The sequence below is a fragment of the Paracoccus sp. MC1862 genome (assembly GCF_016617715.1).
In the GTDB taxonomy this organism is placed as follows: domain Bacteria; phylum Pseudomonadota; class Alphaproteobacteria; order Rhodobacterales; family Rhodobacteraceae; genus Paracoccus.
Window position 1 is genome coordinate 1,584,602 of record NZ_CP067225.1, and the last position, 15,509, is coordinate 1,600,110.

A 15,509-nucleotide genomic window follows, 5' to 3' on the forward strand; every position below is an offset into this window, starting at 1 on the left:
TCCTGTGATGTGAAGGCGCTCACTCTTGCACCGTCAGCACCGTCACGCCCACTGCCCCTGCCCGTGCCAGCGTCGGGTCCAGCGACATCGCCACATATTCGCCCCGCCGCCAGCGTTCGGCCTGGTCGTCGTAATGGCGCGACAGCGGGTGGCCCGACTGCCCGGTGGCGATCACGAAGACCGAGCTGTCCGGGTCGGCGAGGTCGTAGACGCCGCGATAGCCCGCCCCCCCTACTGCGGCCCAGGGGTTCGTTCCGCCCCCCAGCGTGGGCGCGCGGGCGATGCTCGACCCGTCGCCCGAGGTGGACTGGACGAGGCTTACCACCCATCCGATCACCGGCATCCTCCCAAGCGCGGGATGTTCGTGTCGCGCCACATGGATGTCGCCCCAGCGCCAGCTTTCCACATCCGGCCCGAAGCGCGCCGTCAGGTCGATCAGGGCCGCGTCCATGGCCTGCCGGGCGATGGTGGCGCAGTCCTCGACGGGGGCGGACTGGGCCACGTCGCACCAGGCCGAGGCCCCGTCCGTGTCGCGGAACACGCGGTCGATGAAGGACGGCTGCAACCTGCCCCCAAGTTCGCCGGCCAGCGGGCCAAGCTCGTCATGGATCAGCCGCTCCTGCAGATGCCGCATCCAGGCGGAATAGATCAGCGGTTCGGGCAGATGCTCGCTCATATTGCCGTCCCACTCGGCCAGCAGGGCCAACGCCTCTTGCCGCTGGCGTTCCGGGGTGCCCGGCGCAGCAGGGTCGCCGGTGAACCACAGCTCGGCGCCGACGATCGGCAGAAGCGCACGGGCGGTGGGGCTGACCGTATCGAGCTGCGCGTCGATGAAACTGTCGCGTGAATGGATCTCGCGCGCAGCAAGCAGCCGAGACAGCCGCGACAGCCGCAGCGGATCATCGCGGTCATACCCGAGGTTCGGGGGGCGGGTGGCCCCCTCGCCGGTGCCGGCGGCAGGGTTCGTCTCTTCGAAGGATGAGGCAGGGATGGTCGTCAGCGCGGCCTGCGGATCGGAACCATCCGATGCGGTGCCGCCGGGCGGCGGGATCAGCGCAATCCCTGCGCCCGCGGCCCGCTCGGCCCCCGTCGCGGCCACCATGCCCTGCAACAGCGCGGTGGCCCTCAGCGGATCGTCGGGGGCAACGGGATCGAGCCAGCGCACATTCGGATCACGCCCCGGCGCGGGCATTCGACCCGCTGTCGGATGCTCGGCGGCACGGCGCGGGATCTCCCCGGCAAGGACCTGCGCGATGCCGTCTTCGTCGGCCAGCGTCACCTCGACCGCCGGGGCGACGATGCCGCGGGCGGCCCGCTGCGCCTCGGCGCGGTCCGGTGACTGCATCAGCGCGACCAGCGCGGTCATGGTGGTGTCGGCGGTCGAAAGCCCGGTCCAGCGCAGCGCGGGGACATGGCCCATAGGCGTCACCCCGGCCAGACCAAGCTGCGCGGGCGGGATGACGGGGCCGGCCTCGGTCTCGCGCAGGGTGATGCGGCGGTCGCTTGCGCCGTGGACGCGGATGATCTCGTGCCGGGTGCTGAAATCGCGCCAGCCGCCATCGCCCAGATAGCGGTCGGGGGCGCCGGGCTGCACCTCCTCCATCACGATGTCCTGATCGTCCACCCAGGCCGGGGTCAGCCCCCAGGCAAGGCCGGGGTTGCGCCCGGCCAAGATCGCCGGAATGCCGGGGATCGTGCCGCCGATGACGCTGCCCGCCTGCAGGTCCATCCGCGCCAGATACCACAGCGAGGGCGCCGTCAGCGCCACATGGGGATCGTTCGCCAGCAGCGGCGCACCCGCCGCTGTCCGCTCGGCTGCGGCGGCAAAGGCATTGGCAGTCGCACCCAGACCGACGCCGACATAGCCGACCAGCGAGTCGAACCAGTCCGGCGCAGGGGTTTCGGGCGGCACGACGAAGCGGGCACCGCTGCCGAACAGCGCGGCATAGCCGGGCAGCGGCGGCTCGCCTTCCGCGCCGACCAGATCGCCCGCCCGCTGGGGGGCGGCAATCGACACCCGCGCCCGCGTCACCTCGGCCCGGATCTGACCCGAGGCGCCTGCCGCCACCAGCTTGAGGATCGCCAGCGAATCCGCCGGCTGCCAATAGGCGATGTCGCCCGGCAGCAGGAAGAACTCGGGCGCGCCTCGGCCCCGTGCGCCTTCGTTCACCTGCTGCACCCAGGCGTTGACCCCGTCGGCATAGGCCAGCAGCGCGGCCTGCGTGGGTTCGTCCTGCGCCTCGACCGAGGCCTGCGCGTTCCGCCACAGTCCAAGCCTGCGGGCAAGGTCGTCGGCGGCATAGGCACGATCGCCGAACATCTCGGCCAGCCGCCCCTGCGCGGCGCGGCGCAGCACCACCATCTGGAACAGCCGGTCCTGTGCATGGGCAAAGCCCAGCGCGAAGAAGGCGTCGTGGTCGGTCGCGGCAAGGATATGGGGGACGTTCTCGGTCGTCCGCACGATCTCGACCGGCGCTCGCAGGCCCTCCAGCGCGAATTGCGCGTCATAGTCGGGCAGCGAGCGGACGGCGAAATACCACGCCAGCACCACGGCCGCCACGAACCCGATCATCAGGCCGATGGTCAGCCGGACCAGCCAGCGAAACAGCAAGAGCATGGGCGGGGAACGTCCTTGAAATCGGCGGGCGCCGGTTGACCGGGGCGCGGAGGCAATGGAATGTGCAAGGCTGATAGGGCAGCGGCCGCGGCTTTTCAACGCGGCAGACCGGAGGGATTGATGGCGCGGGTGGCATTTCTGGGACTGGGCGTGATGGGCTTTCCGATGGCGGGGCATCTTGCCGCCGCAGGGCACGAGGTCACCGTCTACAACCGCACCGCCGCCAAGGCCGAGGCCTGGTCCAGCCGCCACAAGGGCCGCCACGCGACGACGCCCCGCGCCGCAGCCAAGGGGGCCGAGTTCGTCATGGCCTGCGTCGGCAACGACGACGACCTGCGGCAGATCTGCACCGGCGAGGACGGCGCCTTCGCGGGTATGGCCAAGGGCGCGGTCTTCGTCGATCACACCACGGTCTCGGCACAGGTCACGCGCGAGCTGGCGGTGGTGGCGCAGGCGGCGGGCCTCGGCTTCGTGGACGCGCCGGTCTCGGGTGGTCAGGCGGGAGCCGAGAACGGGCAGCTTTCCATCATGTGCGGCGGCTCGCCCGAGGATTACGCCAGCGCCGAGCTGGTGATGGCCGCCTATGCCCGCATCTGCCGCCTGATGGGGCCCTCGGGTGCCGGGCAGTTGACAAAGATGTGCAATCAGATCGCCATTGCGGGACTGATGCAGGGGCTTGCCGAGTCGCTGAACTTCGCTGAACGCGCGGGCCTTTCGATTCCCGAGGTGGTCGGGGTCATCAGCCAGGGCGCCGCCGGAAGCTGGCAGATGCAGAACCGCCATGCCTCGATGGCCGAGGGGAAATACGACTTCGGCTTCGCGGTGGACTGGATGCGCAAGGACCTTGGCATCTGCCTTGCGACCGCCAACGAAACCGGGGCGAGCCTGCCCGTCACCGCGCTGGTGGACCAGTTCTACAAGGACGTGCAGGGGATGGGCGGCGGCCGCTGGGACACCTCATCCCTGATCGCGCGGCTGCGCCGGTGACCGCGCCGGTCGTCCACAAGGGCGTGGGCGAGCCGCGCCCCGCGTGGTTCGAGAACAGGTTTGCGGCGAACGGCTGGACCGGCGCCTGGCGGAACGGCGTCCACGAGTTTCACCACTACCATGCGACGACGCATGAGGCGCTGGGCTGCTACGCGGGCTGGGCCGACATCCAGCTTGGCGGCCCTTCTGGCGAGATTCACCGGATCGAGGCGGGGGACGTGGTCGTGGTCCCCGCCGGGCTGGCCCATTGCAACCGTGGCCAGAGCGACAATTTCGCCTTAGTCGGCGCCTGTCCGGGCGGTGTTACCCCGGACATGCAGAAAGGCGAGGGCGACCCCTCGATCACCCTACCCCGGCCGCCGCATGACCCCGTGCTGGGTGCCGGCCGCGGCTTTTCAGCCTGACCGGGAAGCGGAGGTCCATTGCCCTCGTTCATGTCCATCCCGGCCACATGAGCCCGACAGTGTTCGATGCTGTGGGCAGGTGACCTGAACCGGCGGCGGAGCCCTCGCCATCTTCGGCGACCAGATCGCCAAAGACCGCACCATGAACGGCCAGCTTCTTGCTATAAAGGGAAAGTGGCAGCCCGTAGGGGAGTCGAACCCCTCTTTTCAGGTTGAAAACCTGACGTCCTAACCGATAGACGAACGGGCCACCTTTTCGCGTCTGCAGCCTTGGCCGCGCGGCGTGGAGCGGTATCTAGGCAAAGCCAGGCGTGGCTGCAAGCAGAAAATTCATCGCCTTGCCGAAATTCCCGTGAAGCGTCAGGGGGCCTCGGCGGCGTCATCCAGACGCAGGCGGACGCGCTGGCGCCCCCCCCAGACCGAGAGTTCGAGTTTCCCCGCGAGATGAAGGCGGCGCCCCCTTGCCGCCAGCAGCGCAGGGCCAAGCGGCCCCTGCATCGCGCCCCAGGCGACCGCGTCCAGCGGGGCCAGGCCGGGACTGCGGGTGCGCAGGCGCAGGTGGGATTCGCCCATCGTGTCGGCGCGCTCGATGATCTGGCCCGACAGCGCGAAGCGGGGCGCAGGAGCGCCCGCGCCGAAGGGACCGGCGCGGTCCAGCGCCTCGATCATGTCGAGGGTAGCGGCGCGGGCGTCCAGCAGGCCCGAGATGCGCAACGCGTCCCCGCCCTCCCCCTGCACCGCGCCCGCGACGAGTTCGGACAGCCGCGCCATAGCCGCGGGTATCATCGCCGGCTCGACCGTCAGACCGGCGGCCATGGCGTGGCCGCCGCCGCGGGTGATCAGCCCCTCGGCCTCAAGCCGCTGGATGGCGCGGCCAAGGTCCACGCCCGGCACCGAGCGGGCCGAGCCCTTTCCGACGCCGCCCGAGACGCCGATCACGACCGAGGGCCGGCCCGTCGCCTCTTTCAGCCGCGCGGCGACGATGCCGACGACGCCGGGATGCCAGTCCTCGCCCGCCGCCCAGGACAGCACGGGATCGTCGCGCGCCTCGGCCTGCGCCAGCGCCGCCTCGCGCACCATGCCCTCGATCGCCCGCCGCTCGCGGTTCAGCGCATCGAGTTCCAGCGCCAGCGCCCCGGCCTCGGACGGGTCCGTGGAACTGAGGCATCGCGCGCCCAGGTCCGCCCGCCCCACCCGTCCGCCCGCGTTGATTCTCGGACCCAGCAGGAAGCCCAGGTGAAAGGCCGAGGGCGCGCTGTCCAGCCGCGCCACGTCCGACAGCGCCACGAGCCCCGGCCTTGCGCGGCGGGCCATGATCGCAAGCCCCTGCCGCACGAAGGCGCGGTTCACGCCCACCAGCGGGGCCACGTCGGCCACGGTCGCCAGCGCCACCAGATCGAGCAGCGGGATCAGGTCGGGCTCGGGCGCCCCTTGCGCGCGCAGGACACGGTTGGCCTGCACCAGCGTCAGAAAGACCACCCCGGCCGCGCAGAGATGCCCCAGCGCGCCGTCCTCGTCCGCGCGGTTGGGGTTCACCACGGCCAGCACGGGCGGCAGGGTCTCGCCGCCCTGATGATGGTCCAGCACGACCACGTCGGCACGGGCGCGCGCGACGGCCAGCGCCTCGTGGCTGAGCGTGCCGCAGTCCACGCAGACGATCAGCGTGTGGTTCTGCGCCAGCCTGTCGATGGCCGGGGCGTTGGGGCCGTAACCCTCGTCGATGCGGTCGGGGACATAAAGCGTCGCGTCCCGCCCCTGCGCGCGCAGCCAGCAGAGGATCAGCGCCGCCGAGGCGCCGCCGTCCACATCGTAGTCGGCGAAGACGGCGATGCGCTCGCCCGATGTGACTGCGGCGACCAGCCGCTCGGCGGCCAGGCCCATGTCGCGCAGGCGCAGGGGATCGGGCAGCAGGTCGCGCAGGCGCGGGTCGAGATGGCCCGGCGCGTCCTCGGGCGTGACGCCACGGGCGGCGAGGATGCGGGCCACGGGCAGCGGAAGGCCCGCCGCCTGCGCCAGCCCTTCGGCGATCCGTTCCCCGGCGGGATCGGGGCCGGTCCAGCGGCGGCCGGTCAGAGAGCGTTCGACATCAAGGAAGGTGGTCATGCCGCCGCTTGTCGCCAAGCCGGTGCCCGGGCGCAAGCCCGATGGGGCGACGTCCCGCTGTTGTGAAACAGCGCGCCAGAAAGAAAGGGGTTTCACACGCCCGAGCCTCTGCGGGATATTCGACCCCGTTCGAAGAACAGATGGCTGCGGAGGATCGGAAGTGTTCCGGTGGGCTTCCGCACACCCGGAGGAGAGACAGCCTTGACGGCCGTTTTCTCCGCGAGATGGGTCCGGTGGCTTTCACCGGGGAAGGCCCGGCCCAAGCCGAAGCGGCGCCCATCACTCCTTGAAGCTGCGGCTGTCCTTGATCTGGTCCCAGGCCCAGACGACCTCCTGCAGGCGGTCCTCGTCGGAACGGTCGCCGCCGTTCATGTCGGGGTGCAGGTCCTTGACCAGCGACTTGTACTGCTTGCGGATTTCCTGCTTGGTCCAGCTGTCCTTGGCGTCCAGGATCTCCAGCGCGCGGCGCTCGGTGGGCGGCAGCTTGCGGGTGGCGCGCAGGCGGGCCTCGGGGTTGGTGCCATTGGCGCCGAGGATCTCCAGCGGGTCGCTGACGCCATGGCGGGCCCAGGCCTGTTCCTGCGTGGCCCGGCCAAAGGGGCGGGTCGGGCGTTCCCAGACGGTGGCGTTGTCCAGAAACTCCTGGAACTCGGCCTCGGACTGGCCCTGAAAGTAGTTCCAGTTGGTGTTGTATTCCCGCACATGGTCCTTGCAGAACCAGTAGTAATCGTCCAGCTGCTTGGGCGACTTCGGCGCGCGATACTGGCCCGGCTGGGTGCAGCCGGCCTTGTCGCACCTGCGGGTCGAGGTCTCGAAGGCGCCGGACATCCCGCGACGGCCCTTGGACCGCCGCTTCTTGTCCGAAGCGGCGGAGATATCGAAACCGAACGGGTCGCTGTTGGTCATGAATGGCCTGCTTTTCGACTCGGGACCGGGAGTGTAGGTCATTTCACCGGAAGAAAAAGAGGGAGCGGCCGGAAATGCAGCAGACTATCGCCGAAGAGATGCAGGCACGCCTGATGGAGCTTGAGCCGACGCGGCTCGAGGTCATCGACGAAAGCGAACAACACCGCGGCCACGGCGGCTGGCGCGAGGGCGGGCAGACGCATTTCCGCATCCGCATGGCCTCGGGCCGGTTCAAGGGGCTTGGCCGGGTGGAACAGCACCGGCTGGTCAACCGCACGCTGGGCGACATCGTGCCCCGTATCCACGCGCTGGCGCTGGAGCTATCGGCAGAGTGATTGTCCTCATTTGTATCTGTTAGCGCCCACAGGCTGGACGGAACCACGGGCCGGGCCTAAGAGCGCCTGCAAACGGCCAGCAAGGATCGACAGATGAGCGCCTCTACCACCGATTTCAACGACCGGATGCTTTCGCTGGGCCTCGCCCGCGTCAGCGAGGCCGCAGCCCATGCCTCGGCCCGGCTGATCGGCCGCGGCGACGAGAAGGCCGCCGACCAGGCCGCCGTCAACGCCATGCGCGACCAGTTGAACAAGCTGGACATCCGTGGCGTCGTCGTCATCGGCGAGGGCGAGCGCGACGAGGCGCCGATGCTGTTCATCGGCGAGGAAGTCGGCAGTGGCGACGGCCCCGAGGTGGACATCGCGCTGGACCCGCTGGAAGGCACCACCCTGACCGCCAAGGACATGCCGAACGCGCTGACCGTGATCGCCATGGCCCCGCGCGGCACGCTGCTGCACGCCCCCGACGTCTACATGGACAAGCTGGCGGTGGGGCCGGGCTATGACACGGACGTGGTCAGCCTGGACATGACTCCCACGGAACGCGTCCATGCGCTGGCCAAGGCCGGCGGCGTCCGCCCCGAGGACATCACCGTCTGCATCCTGGAACGCCCGCGCCACGAGGCGATGATCGCCGAGGTCCGCGCCACCGGCGCCGCCATCCGCCTGATCACCGACGGCGACGTGGCAGGCGTCATGCATGTGGCCGAGCCCGACAAGACCGGCATCGACATGTACATGGGTTCGGGCGGGGCGCCCGAGGGCGTGCTGGCCGCATCCGCGCTGAAATGCATGGGCGGGCAGATCTGGGGTCGGCTGCTGTTCCGCAACGACGACGAACGCGGGCGTGCCGCGAAAGCCGGCATCACCGACCTGAACCGCATCTACACCCGCGACGAGATGGTGACGGCGGACGTGATCTTTTCCGCCACCGGCGTCACCAACGGGTCCATCGTCAAGGGCCTGCGGCGCGAGCCCAACTTCATCGAGACCGAGACGATCCTGATGCGGTCCAAGACCGGCTCGGTCCGGCGGATGATCTACCGCAACCCGATCCGCTGACCCCTGCCCCATCGACGAACGGCCGCCGCAGGACCCCTGCGGCGGCCGTTTCGTTTCCAGGTGGCCTGAATGAAAAGGCCCCGTCCATGGACGGGGCCTTTCGATCGGCAGCGCCTCAGGTGGCGGGCGCTTCCGCCGGCATCCGCTTGCGCGTGAACAGCCGGGTGACGATCACGAAGAAGACCGGCACGAAGATCAGCGTCAGCGCGGTCCCGGTGAAGGTGCCGAAGAACGCGGGATAGCCGATGGCGTGGCGCGCGCCCGCCCCCGCTCCCGAGGACAGGATCAGCGGCATCACCCCCAGCCCGAAGGCCAGCGAGGTCATCACGATCGGCCGCAGCCGCAGCCGCGCGGCGGTGCGGACCGCCGTGACCGCGTCCTCGCGGAAGGAATCCATCCGCTCCCGCGCGAACTCGACGATCATGATGCCGTTCTTCCCGGTCAGGCCCACGACGGTCAGCAGGCCGACCTGAAAGTAGACGCCGTTCTCCTGCCCGCCGACCCAGGCGCCGATCAGGGCGCCAAGGACACCCACCGGCATCGCCAGCAGCACCGCGATGGGGATGGTCCAGCTTTCGTAAAGCGCGGCAAGGCACAGGAACACCGTGGCCAAGGCCAAGGCGTAAAGCGCATAGGCGCCGGCGCCCGCTTCCTTCTCTTCCAGCGAAAGGCCGGTCCATTGCAGACTGAAGCCCGGGGGAAGCTCGGCCGCCAGCCGCTCCATCTCGATCAGGGCGTCGCCGGTCGAGTAGCCCGGCGCAGGCATCCCGTCGATCGCCATCGCGGCCTGCGCGTTGTAGCGCTTGACCTGCTGCGGGCCATAGATCCAGTCCTGCGTGGCGAAGGTCGAGAAATCCACGAACTCGCCGTTGGCGTTCTGGATGCGCCACAGTTCCAGGTCGCGCGGCGCGCTGCGCGCCCATGGTTCACCCTGCACATAGACGCGCTTGATGCGGCCCTCGTAGATGAAGTCGTTGACATAAGCGCCCGACCACACCGTCGCCAGGAACGAGCCCACATCGGTCGCGGTCACGCCCACGGCCCCGGCCTTGGCCCAGTCGATGTTCAGTTCGAACTGCGGCGCGTCCTCGACCCCGTTGGGGCGCACGGCGGTCAGCACCGGGCTTTCACTCGCCATGCCCAGCAGCATGTTGCGCGCTTCCAGCAGTTCCTCGTGCGACTGGCCAGCCGAGGCCGTCAGGTAAGCCGAGAAGCCGCTGGCGTTTCCAAGTTCCAACACTGCGGGGGGGACGATGGGGATGACTATGGCCTCGCGGATGCCGCCCATCAGCGGACCGAAGGCGCGCGCGGCGATGGCTTGGGCCGAGCGTTCCGGATCGGCCCGTTCCTCCCAGTCCTTCAGGCGGACGAACATCATGCCCATGTTCTGCCCCTGCCCCGCAAAGGAAAAGCCGCGCACGGCAAAGACGGATTCGACGTTCTCGGCCTCGGCGGTAGTGAAATAGTCCGAAACCTTGTCCATGACAGCCTCGGTCGCCTCGGCGGTGGTGCCGGTCGGGGCCTGCACGATGGTCATGATCGCGCCCTGGTCCTCATCGGGCAGGAAGGCGGTGGGCGTGCGCTGGAACATGAACACCATGCCGGCCAGCAACAGGCCATAGACGATCATCATCCGCCACGGACGCGCCGTCGTGCTGCGGACAATGGCCATGTAGCCGTTGGTGACGCGGCCGAAGTTCCGCTCGAACCAGTCGCTGAAGCGGCTGCCGAGCCAGGCCATCGCGCCCATCCGGCGGCCGGACGAATGGCCATGGTGATGCGGCTTCAGCATCGTCGCGCAAAGCGCGGGCGTGAAGGTCAGCGCGATGAAGACCGACAGCATCATGGCGGACACGATGGTGACGGCGAACTGCTTGTACATCTCGCCGGTCGAGCCGCCGAAGAAGGCCATCGGCACGAAGACCGCCGAGACGACGATGCCGATGCCGACCAGCGCGCCCGAGATCTCGTCCATCGACTTGCGCGTGGCCTCGACGGGACCCAGTCCCTCGTCGCGCATGATCCGCTCGACGTTCTCGACCACCACGATGGCGTCATCGACCAGAAGGCCGATGGCCAGAACCATCGCCAGCATGGTCAGCGTGTTGATGCTGAAGCCCAGCACCGCCATGATCCCGAAGGTACCGAGGATCACGACCGGCACCGCCAGCGTGGGGATCAGCGTCGCCCGGAAGTTGTGCAGGAAGATCAGCATGACCAGGACGACCAGAATGATCGCCTCGATCAGCGTGTGCACCACCGCCTCGATCGAGATCAGGACGAAGGGCGTGGTGTCATAGGGGATGACATATTCCACGCCCGCCGGCATGAACTGGGCCAGTTCGGCCACCCGCGCCTTGACCAGTTCCGCCGTGTCGAGCGCGTTCGCGCCCGAGGCAAGCTGGATCGCAAGGCCCGAGGAGGACTGGCCGTTGTAGAAGCCTTCGATCTCGTAGTTCTCGGACCCCAGTTCGGCGCGGGCCACGTCGCGCAGCAGGACCAGCCCGCCGTCGGTGTCGGCCCGCAGGACGATGCGCTCGAAGTCCTCGGGCGTCCGCAGCAGCGACTGCGCGGTGATCGTGGCGTTCAGTTGCTGGCCTTCCGGCGCGGGCATCGCGCCAAAGGCGCCCGCGGAAATCTGGGCGTTCTGGGCGCGGATCGCGCCCACCACCTGCGCGGGCGTCAGGTCATAGTATTTCAGCTTGGTCGGGTCCAGCCAGATCCGCATCGAGTATTCCGACCCGAAGACCTGCACGCTGCCCACGCCGTCGATCCGCGAGATCGGCTCGACCATGTAGGAGTTGAGATAGTCCGCAAGGTCGATGGCGCTGCGCGTCCCGTCGGTGGACACCAGCGCCACGACCATCAGGAAGCCGGTTGCCGATTTCTCGACCGTGACGCCCTGGCGCGCCACCGCCTCGGGCAGCCCGGCCTCGGCCTGCGCCAGCTTGTTCTGGACCTGCACCTGCGCGATGTCCGGGTTGGTGCCCAGTTCGAAGCTGAGCGTGATCTGCGCGCCGCCTGTCGAGGTCGTCGAGGATTCGATGTTCCGCAGCCCGTCAAGGCCGGTCATCTCGCGTTCGATGAGCTGGACGACGGTGTCGGCCGATGTCTGCGCCGAGGCGCCGGGGTAGGCCGTCCTGATGACGATCGAGGGGCCGGCGATCGAGGGATATTGCGACACCGGCAGTTGCAGGACCGACAGCAGGCCCAAGCCCATGATGATGATGGCGATGACCCATGCGAAGATGGGCCGGTTGATGAAGAAGCGGGCCATGCGTCAGTTCCCTTCGGCCGGCGCGGCTGCTTGGGCCGGTGCCGCGGCATCCGCTGCCGGCCGGGCTGCGGCGGGCTGTTCGGCGGGCGCGATCTCGACCGGGGCGCCGGGCGCGACCTTCTGGAAGCCGGTGCTGATGATCTGGTCGCCGGGGTTCAGCCCGCCGGTGACCACCCAGTTGTTCGCATCCGAGGTGAGGATCGTCAGGTCACGCACCGCGACCGTCCCGTTCTCGGCCACCCACACATGCGGAACGCCCTGCGCGTCGCGCATCACCACGGATTGCGGGACGAGGTAAACGCCCTGTTCCTCGATCTGCGGCAGCAGCACCTCGACATAAAGGCCGGGCAGCAGCAGCTTGTCGGGGTTGGGGAAGGCGATGCGCAGGGTGATCATGCCGGTCGTCGGCTCGACCTGCGGCTCGGCTGCGCGCAACTCGCCTTTGACGGGATATTCGTCGCCCGTGGGCAGGATCAGCGTGGCCTGCCCCGTCGCCAGCACGCCACCCTGGGTTTCGGCCTGGCGCCAGCGCAGCAGGTCGTTGGCCGACTGCGTCACGTCCACATAGACCGGATCAAGCGCCCGGATCGTCGTCAGCGGCGTGGGCTGCTGGGCCGCGACCAGCGTGCCCGGCGTGGCCTGGGAAAACCCGATGGCGCCGGCGATGGGCGCGCGAATGGTCGTCCGCTCGTAGTCGATCTCGGCCGATTGCAGTTGCGCCTGCGCCAGTTGCAACGCGGCGTTGGCCCCGTCGCGGGCGGCCACGGCGCTGTCGCGCCTCTGGCCCGATCCGGCGTTGGTGGCCAGCAGTTCCTCGGCACGCCGGGCCTCGCGCTCGGCAAGATCGTAGTTCGCCTGGGCCTGCGCCACGCTGGCCTGGGCTGCGGAGACGGCGGCGGCGTAGGTCTCGTCCTCGATGGTGTAAAGCGGCTGGCCCGCTTCGACCTCGCGGCCTTCCTCGAACTGCCGTTCGCGGATGATGCCCGACACCTGTGGCCGCACCTCGGAGATGGTCGAGGCCTTGATGCGGCCAGGCAGACGCGCGGTCAGGGTATAGTCGGTCGGCTCTGCGGCGATGACGGTCACGGACGGGGTTGGCGCCTGCGCCGAAACGGCAAGCGGCGAAAGGCTGACAAGCAGCGCGGCAATCACGCCCAGCGCGGGCGAAGAGGAACGGAATCGGAGCATGTGGAGCTTTCCGGTTGTCGGGAGAAACGGCTTGGCGGGGTTTCGGCGCGTCGGCGCCGGAAAAGTCAATGCTTGATCGCGGGGCTTGCGCGACCGGGGGGGCGGGTCATCCGCCCGGCCGTCGGAGCTGCGCGCAGCAGGTCCATTTGACGGCGCAGCAGCCTGCCGCCGAAGGACGCCAGCGGAAAGCCCTTGCCGGATCGCAGCCATTCGCGGAGAAGGCCGACCACGGTGACGGACAGGACGATCTGCGCCTCGTGCGGGGTGAAATCGGGATGCAGCGTCCCGTTGTCCCGCGCGCGCTGCATGATCCGCAGGATCAGCGCCCGCATCTCGGCATCCAGCCGGGCGAGCGTGTCGTTGCGTTCCGCCGGCGTCAGGTTTGACATGATGCGGAAGATCCGTTGCCGCCCCTCGTCCTGCTCAAAGGATTGCAGGGCCTCGACCGTCGCGTCCAGCAGGCATCCCAGCGGGTCCGGCCCGGCATCGGCGACCCCGGCGAGGATCTGTTCCTGCGGCAGGAAGCTGCGCTGGTGCAGGGCGGCAAGGACCTCGGTCTTGTCTTTGAAATGCCAGTAGAACGCCCCGCGTGTGACCCCTGCCGCGCGCGAGACCGCGTCCAGCGTCGTGGCCGCAAAGCCCCGCTCGCAGAACATCCGCTCGGCCGCATCAAGGATGGCCTGCCGCGTCAGCTCCGAATCTTCCCGTGTCTTCCGCATGCGGCCCTTCCTTGCATCGGGCCGTTATAGACATTCATGTATGTATGTAAACACCTGCCGCTGTAAAATTTCGCAGGCCCGCTGTCCTGCGGGTGGCGGTCATGCCGGGGGCATAGCCATCGTCACGGCACCCCGGTCCCGCGCAGGCACCGGTTCATTCGGCGGTCCAGCCGCCATCCAGCACGATCGAAGATCCTGTCATCAGGGCAGAGGCCTCGGACGCCAGATAAAGCGCCGCGCCGGTGATATCCTCGACCTGACCCAGACGCCCCAGCTTTATCATCCGCAGGGCATGGTCCAGGAAGGCCGGGTTCTCGAAATAGGGTTTCGTCAGCGGCGTCTCGATAAAAGTCGGACAGATCGAGTTCACGCGGATGCGGTGCGGCGCAAGTTCGATCGAGGCGGCCTTCGTCAGCCCCTCGATCCCCCATTTCGAGGCGCAGTAGACCGAGCGGTCCTCGGCCCCGATATGCCCCAGCATCGACGACATGTTGATGACCGACCCGCCCCGGCCAAGCGCAGTCATCCGCCGCGTCACCGCCTGCATCGCGAAAAAGGCCGCGCGCAGGTTCAGGCCGATGATCAGGTCGAAGTCTTCTTCCGTCACCTCGGTCATCCTGCGGGGGCGGTTGGTGCCGGCGTTGTTGACGAAGACATCCAGCCGTTCCAGTCCGTCCACGACCGCCCGGAAGGCGGCAAGGTCGGTCACGTCGCAGGGCCGGGCCTTGGCGCGATAGCCCGCGTCACGCAACCCGGTGGCGACGGATTCGATTTCGTCCCCGGTTCTCGCGCAAAGGATCACCTCGGCACCCGCCTGGGCGAAGACCTCGGCGATGGCGCGGCCGAGGCCGCGGCCCGCGCCGGTGACAAGCGCGGTGCGCCCCTTCAGCGAAAAGTCGGGGAACGGGGTCATCGGCATCTCCGGATGGAAGGTTCGGATGCCGCCCCGCCCTCGGGACGAGGCGGCGGAGAAATCAGAAGTTGACCTGGTCGCCGCCCTTCAGCGCCAGCAGCTCGCGCGCCTCGTCGGGGGTCGCGACCTGCAGGCCCAGCCCCTCGATGATCTGACGGGCGGCGCGGACCTGCTCGGCGTTGGTTTCCGCAAGCCGGCCCTTCCCGGCCCAGAGGTTGTCCTCCAGCCCGACCCGCACATGGCCGCCGTTCGCGGCCGAGATCGCGGCGATGGACAACTGGTTGCGCCCCGCCCCCAGCACCGACCAGCGATAGTTGTCGCCGAACAGCCGGTCGGCGGTGCGCTTCATGTGCATCACGTCTTCCAGATGCGCCCCGATGCCGCCCATCAGTCCGAAGACCGTCTGGATGAACAGCGGGCCGGTCACGAGCCCGCGGTCGAAGAAATGCTTGAGGTTGTAAAGATGCGACGTGTCGTAGCACTCGAACTCGAAGCGCGTCCCGCCCTCGCCCAAGGTCGTCATCACCTGTTCCACATCGCCGAAGGTGTTGCGGAAGATGATGTCCTTGTTGCCGAGGTATTCCCGTTCCCACTGGTGCTTCAGTTGCGCCTCGTAGCGGTCGAGCATCGGGAACAGGCCGAAGTTCATCGTGCCCATGTTCAGCGAGGCCACTTCGGGCTTGTAGTGCTTGGCGGGCTGGATCCGCTCGGCGATGGACATGGTGGGCGCGCCGCCGGTGGTGATGTTCAGGACGGCGGCGGTCTGCTGCTTGATGACGCTGAGGATCGGGTGGAAGGCCTCGACCGACTGGTCGGGGCGGCCGTCCTCTTCGTTGCGGGCATGCAGGTGGATGATGGCGGCGCCCGCCTCGGCGGCGCCCACCGCGGCCTCGGCGATTTCCGAGGCCGAGACCGGCAGGAACTTCGACATCGAGGGCGTGTGGATCGCGCCGGTGACGGCGCAGGTGATGATGACTTTGCCCTGAAGGCTCATGGTC

The 15,509-nt window shown here is 68.7% G+C and carries 12 protein-coding genes and 1 tRNA gene; 4 read left to right on the forward strand and 9 right to left on the reverse strand.

Going from position 1 to position 15,509, the window contains the following annotated elements; all coding sequences use genetic code 11:
- Positions 1-19: 19 nt before the first annotated feature.
- A complete protein-coding gene (locus JGR78_RS07890; protein ID WP_182804853.1) occupies positions 20-2,617 on the reverse strand; it encodes a penicillin acylase family protein in 2,598 nt (865 codons plus the stop codon).
- 120 nt (positions 2,618-2,737) lie between these two features.
- Here JGR78_RS07890 and JGR78_RS07895 point away from each other — a divergent pair, with 120 nt between their 5' ends.
- Together JGR78_RS07895 and JGR78_RS07900 are read left to right on the forward strand one after the other, a co-directional pair.
- A complete protein-coding gene (locus JGR78_RS07895) occupies positions 2,738-3,604 on the forward strand; it encodes an NAD(P)-dependent oxidoreductase (RefSeq protein WP_182804857.1) in 867 nt (288 codons plus the stop codon).
- Complete coding sequence (locus JGR78_RS07900; protein ID WP_182804860.1) at positions 3,601-4,008, forward strand: cupin domain-containing protein; 408 nt, start codon at positions 3,601-3,603, stop codon at positions 4,006-4,008. The genes JGR78_RS07895 and JGR78_RS07900 overlap by 4 nt, the downstream gene beginning before the upstream one ends.
- 175 nt (positions 4,009-4,183) lie before the next feature.
- On the opposite strand, the gene JGR78_RS07905 is transcribed toward JGR78_RS07900, so the two are convergent.
- The 3 genes from JGR78_RS07905 to JGR78_RS07915 all read right to left on the reverse strand — a co-directional run bounded on the left by JGR78_RS07905 (position 4,184) and on the right by JGR78_RS07915 (position 7,017).
- Positions 4,184-4,258 (reverse strand) — tRNA-Glu (locus tag JGR78_RS07905).
- Positions 4,259-4,368: 110 nt separating this feature from the next.
- Positions 4,369-6,111, reverse strand: coding sequence for a single-stranded-DNA-specific exonuclease RecJ (recJ, locus tag JGR78_RS07910; protein WP_182804862.1), 1,743 nt, complete (start codon positions 6,109-6,111; stop codon positions 4,369-4,371).
- Positions 6,112-6,390: 279 nt separating this feature from the next.
- The gene (locus JGR78_RS07915; protein WP_182791917.1) at positions 6,391-7,017 is read right to left on the reverse strand and encodes a J domain-containing protein; all 627 of its coding nucleotides are present in this window, start codon (positions 7,015-7,017) and stop codon (positions 6,391-6,393) included.
- 74 nt (positions 7,018-7,091) lie between these two features.
- On the opposite strand from JGR78_RS07915, the gene JGR78_RS07920 reads away from it, so the two are divergent.
- Together JGR78_RS07920 and glpX are read left to right on the forward strand one after the other, a co-directional pair.
- Positions 7,092-7,352, forward strand: a complete 261-nt coding sequence (locus JGR78_RS07920; RefSeq protein ID WP_182791916.1) for a BolA family transcriptional regulator — start codon at positions 7,092-7,094, stop codon at positions 7,350-7,352.
- A 93-nt stretch (positions 7,353-7,445) separates the two neighbouring features.
- Positions 7,446-8,414 (forward strand): class II fructose-bisphosphatase, encoded by a 969-nt coding sequence (gene glpX, locus JGR78_RS07925; RefSeq protein ID WP_182804864.1) that lies wholly within the window; start codon positions 7,446-7,448, stop codon positions 8,412-8,414.
- Between the two features lie 115 nt (positions 8,415-8,529).
- Here glpX and JGR78_RS07930 read toward each other — a convergent pair whose 3' ends face one another.
- The 5 genes from JGR78_RS07930 to JGR78_RS07950 form a co-directional block, all read right to left on the reverse strand.
- Positions 8,530-11,691 carry an efflux RND transporter permease subunit gene (locus JGR78_RS07930; protein ID WP_182804866.1) on the reverse strand — a complete coding sequence of 1,054 codons (3,162 nt, stop codon included), beginning with the start codon at positions 11,689-11,691 and terminating at the stop codon, positions 8,530-8,532.
- 3 nt (positions 11,692-11,694) lie between these two features.
- Entirely contained in the window at positions 11,695-12,879 is a 1,185-nt protein-coding gene (locus JGR78_RS07935; RefSeq protein WP_182791913.1) for an efflux RND transporter periplasmic adaptor subunit, read from the reverse strand.
- Positions 12,880-12,944: 65 nt separating this feature from the next.
- Positions 12,945-13,598 carry a TetR family transcriptional regulator gene (locus tag JGR78_RS07940; RefSeq protein ID WP_182804868.1) on the reverse strand — a complete coding sequence of 218 codons (654 nt, stop codon included), beginning with the start codon at positions 13,596-13,598 and terminating at the stop codon, positions 12,945-12,947.
- 154 nt (positions 13,599-13,752) lie between these two features.
- On the reverse strand, positions 13,753-14,511 hold the full coding sequence (locus tag JGR78_RS07945) for an SDR family NAD(P)-dependent oxidoreductase (RefSeq protein ID WP_182791911.1): 759 nt from the start codon (positions 14,509-14,511) through the stop codon (positions 13,753-13,755).
- A gap of 61 nt (positions 14,512-14,572) precedes the next feature.
- Positions 14,573-15,505, reverse strand: a complete 933-nt coding sequence (locus tag JGR78_RS07950; RefSeq protein WP_182791910.1) for a 3-keto-5-aminohexanoate cleavage protein — start codon at positions 15,503-15,505, stop codon at positions 14,573-14,575.
- Positions 15,506-15,509: the final 4 nt, after the last annotated feature.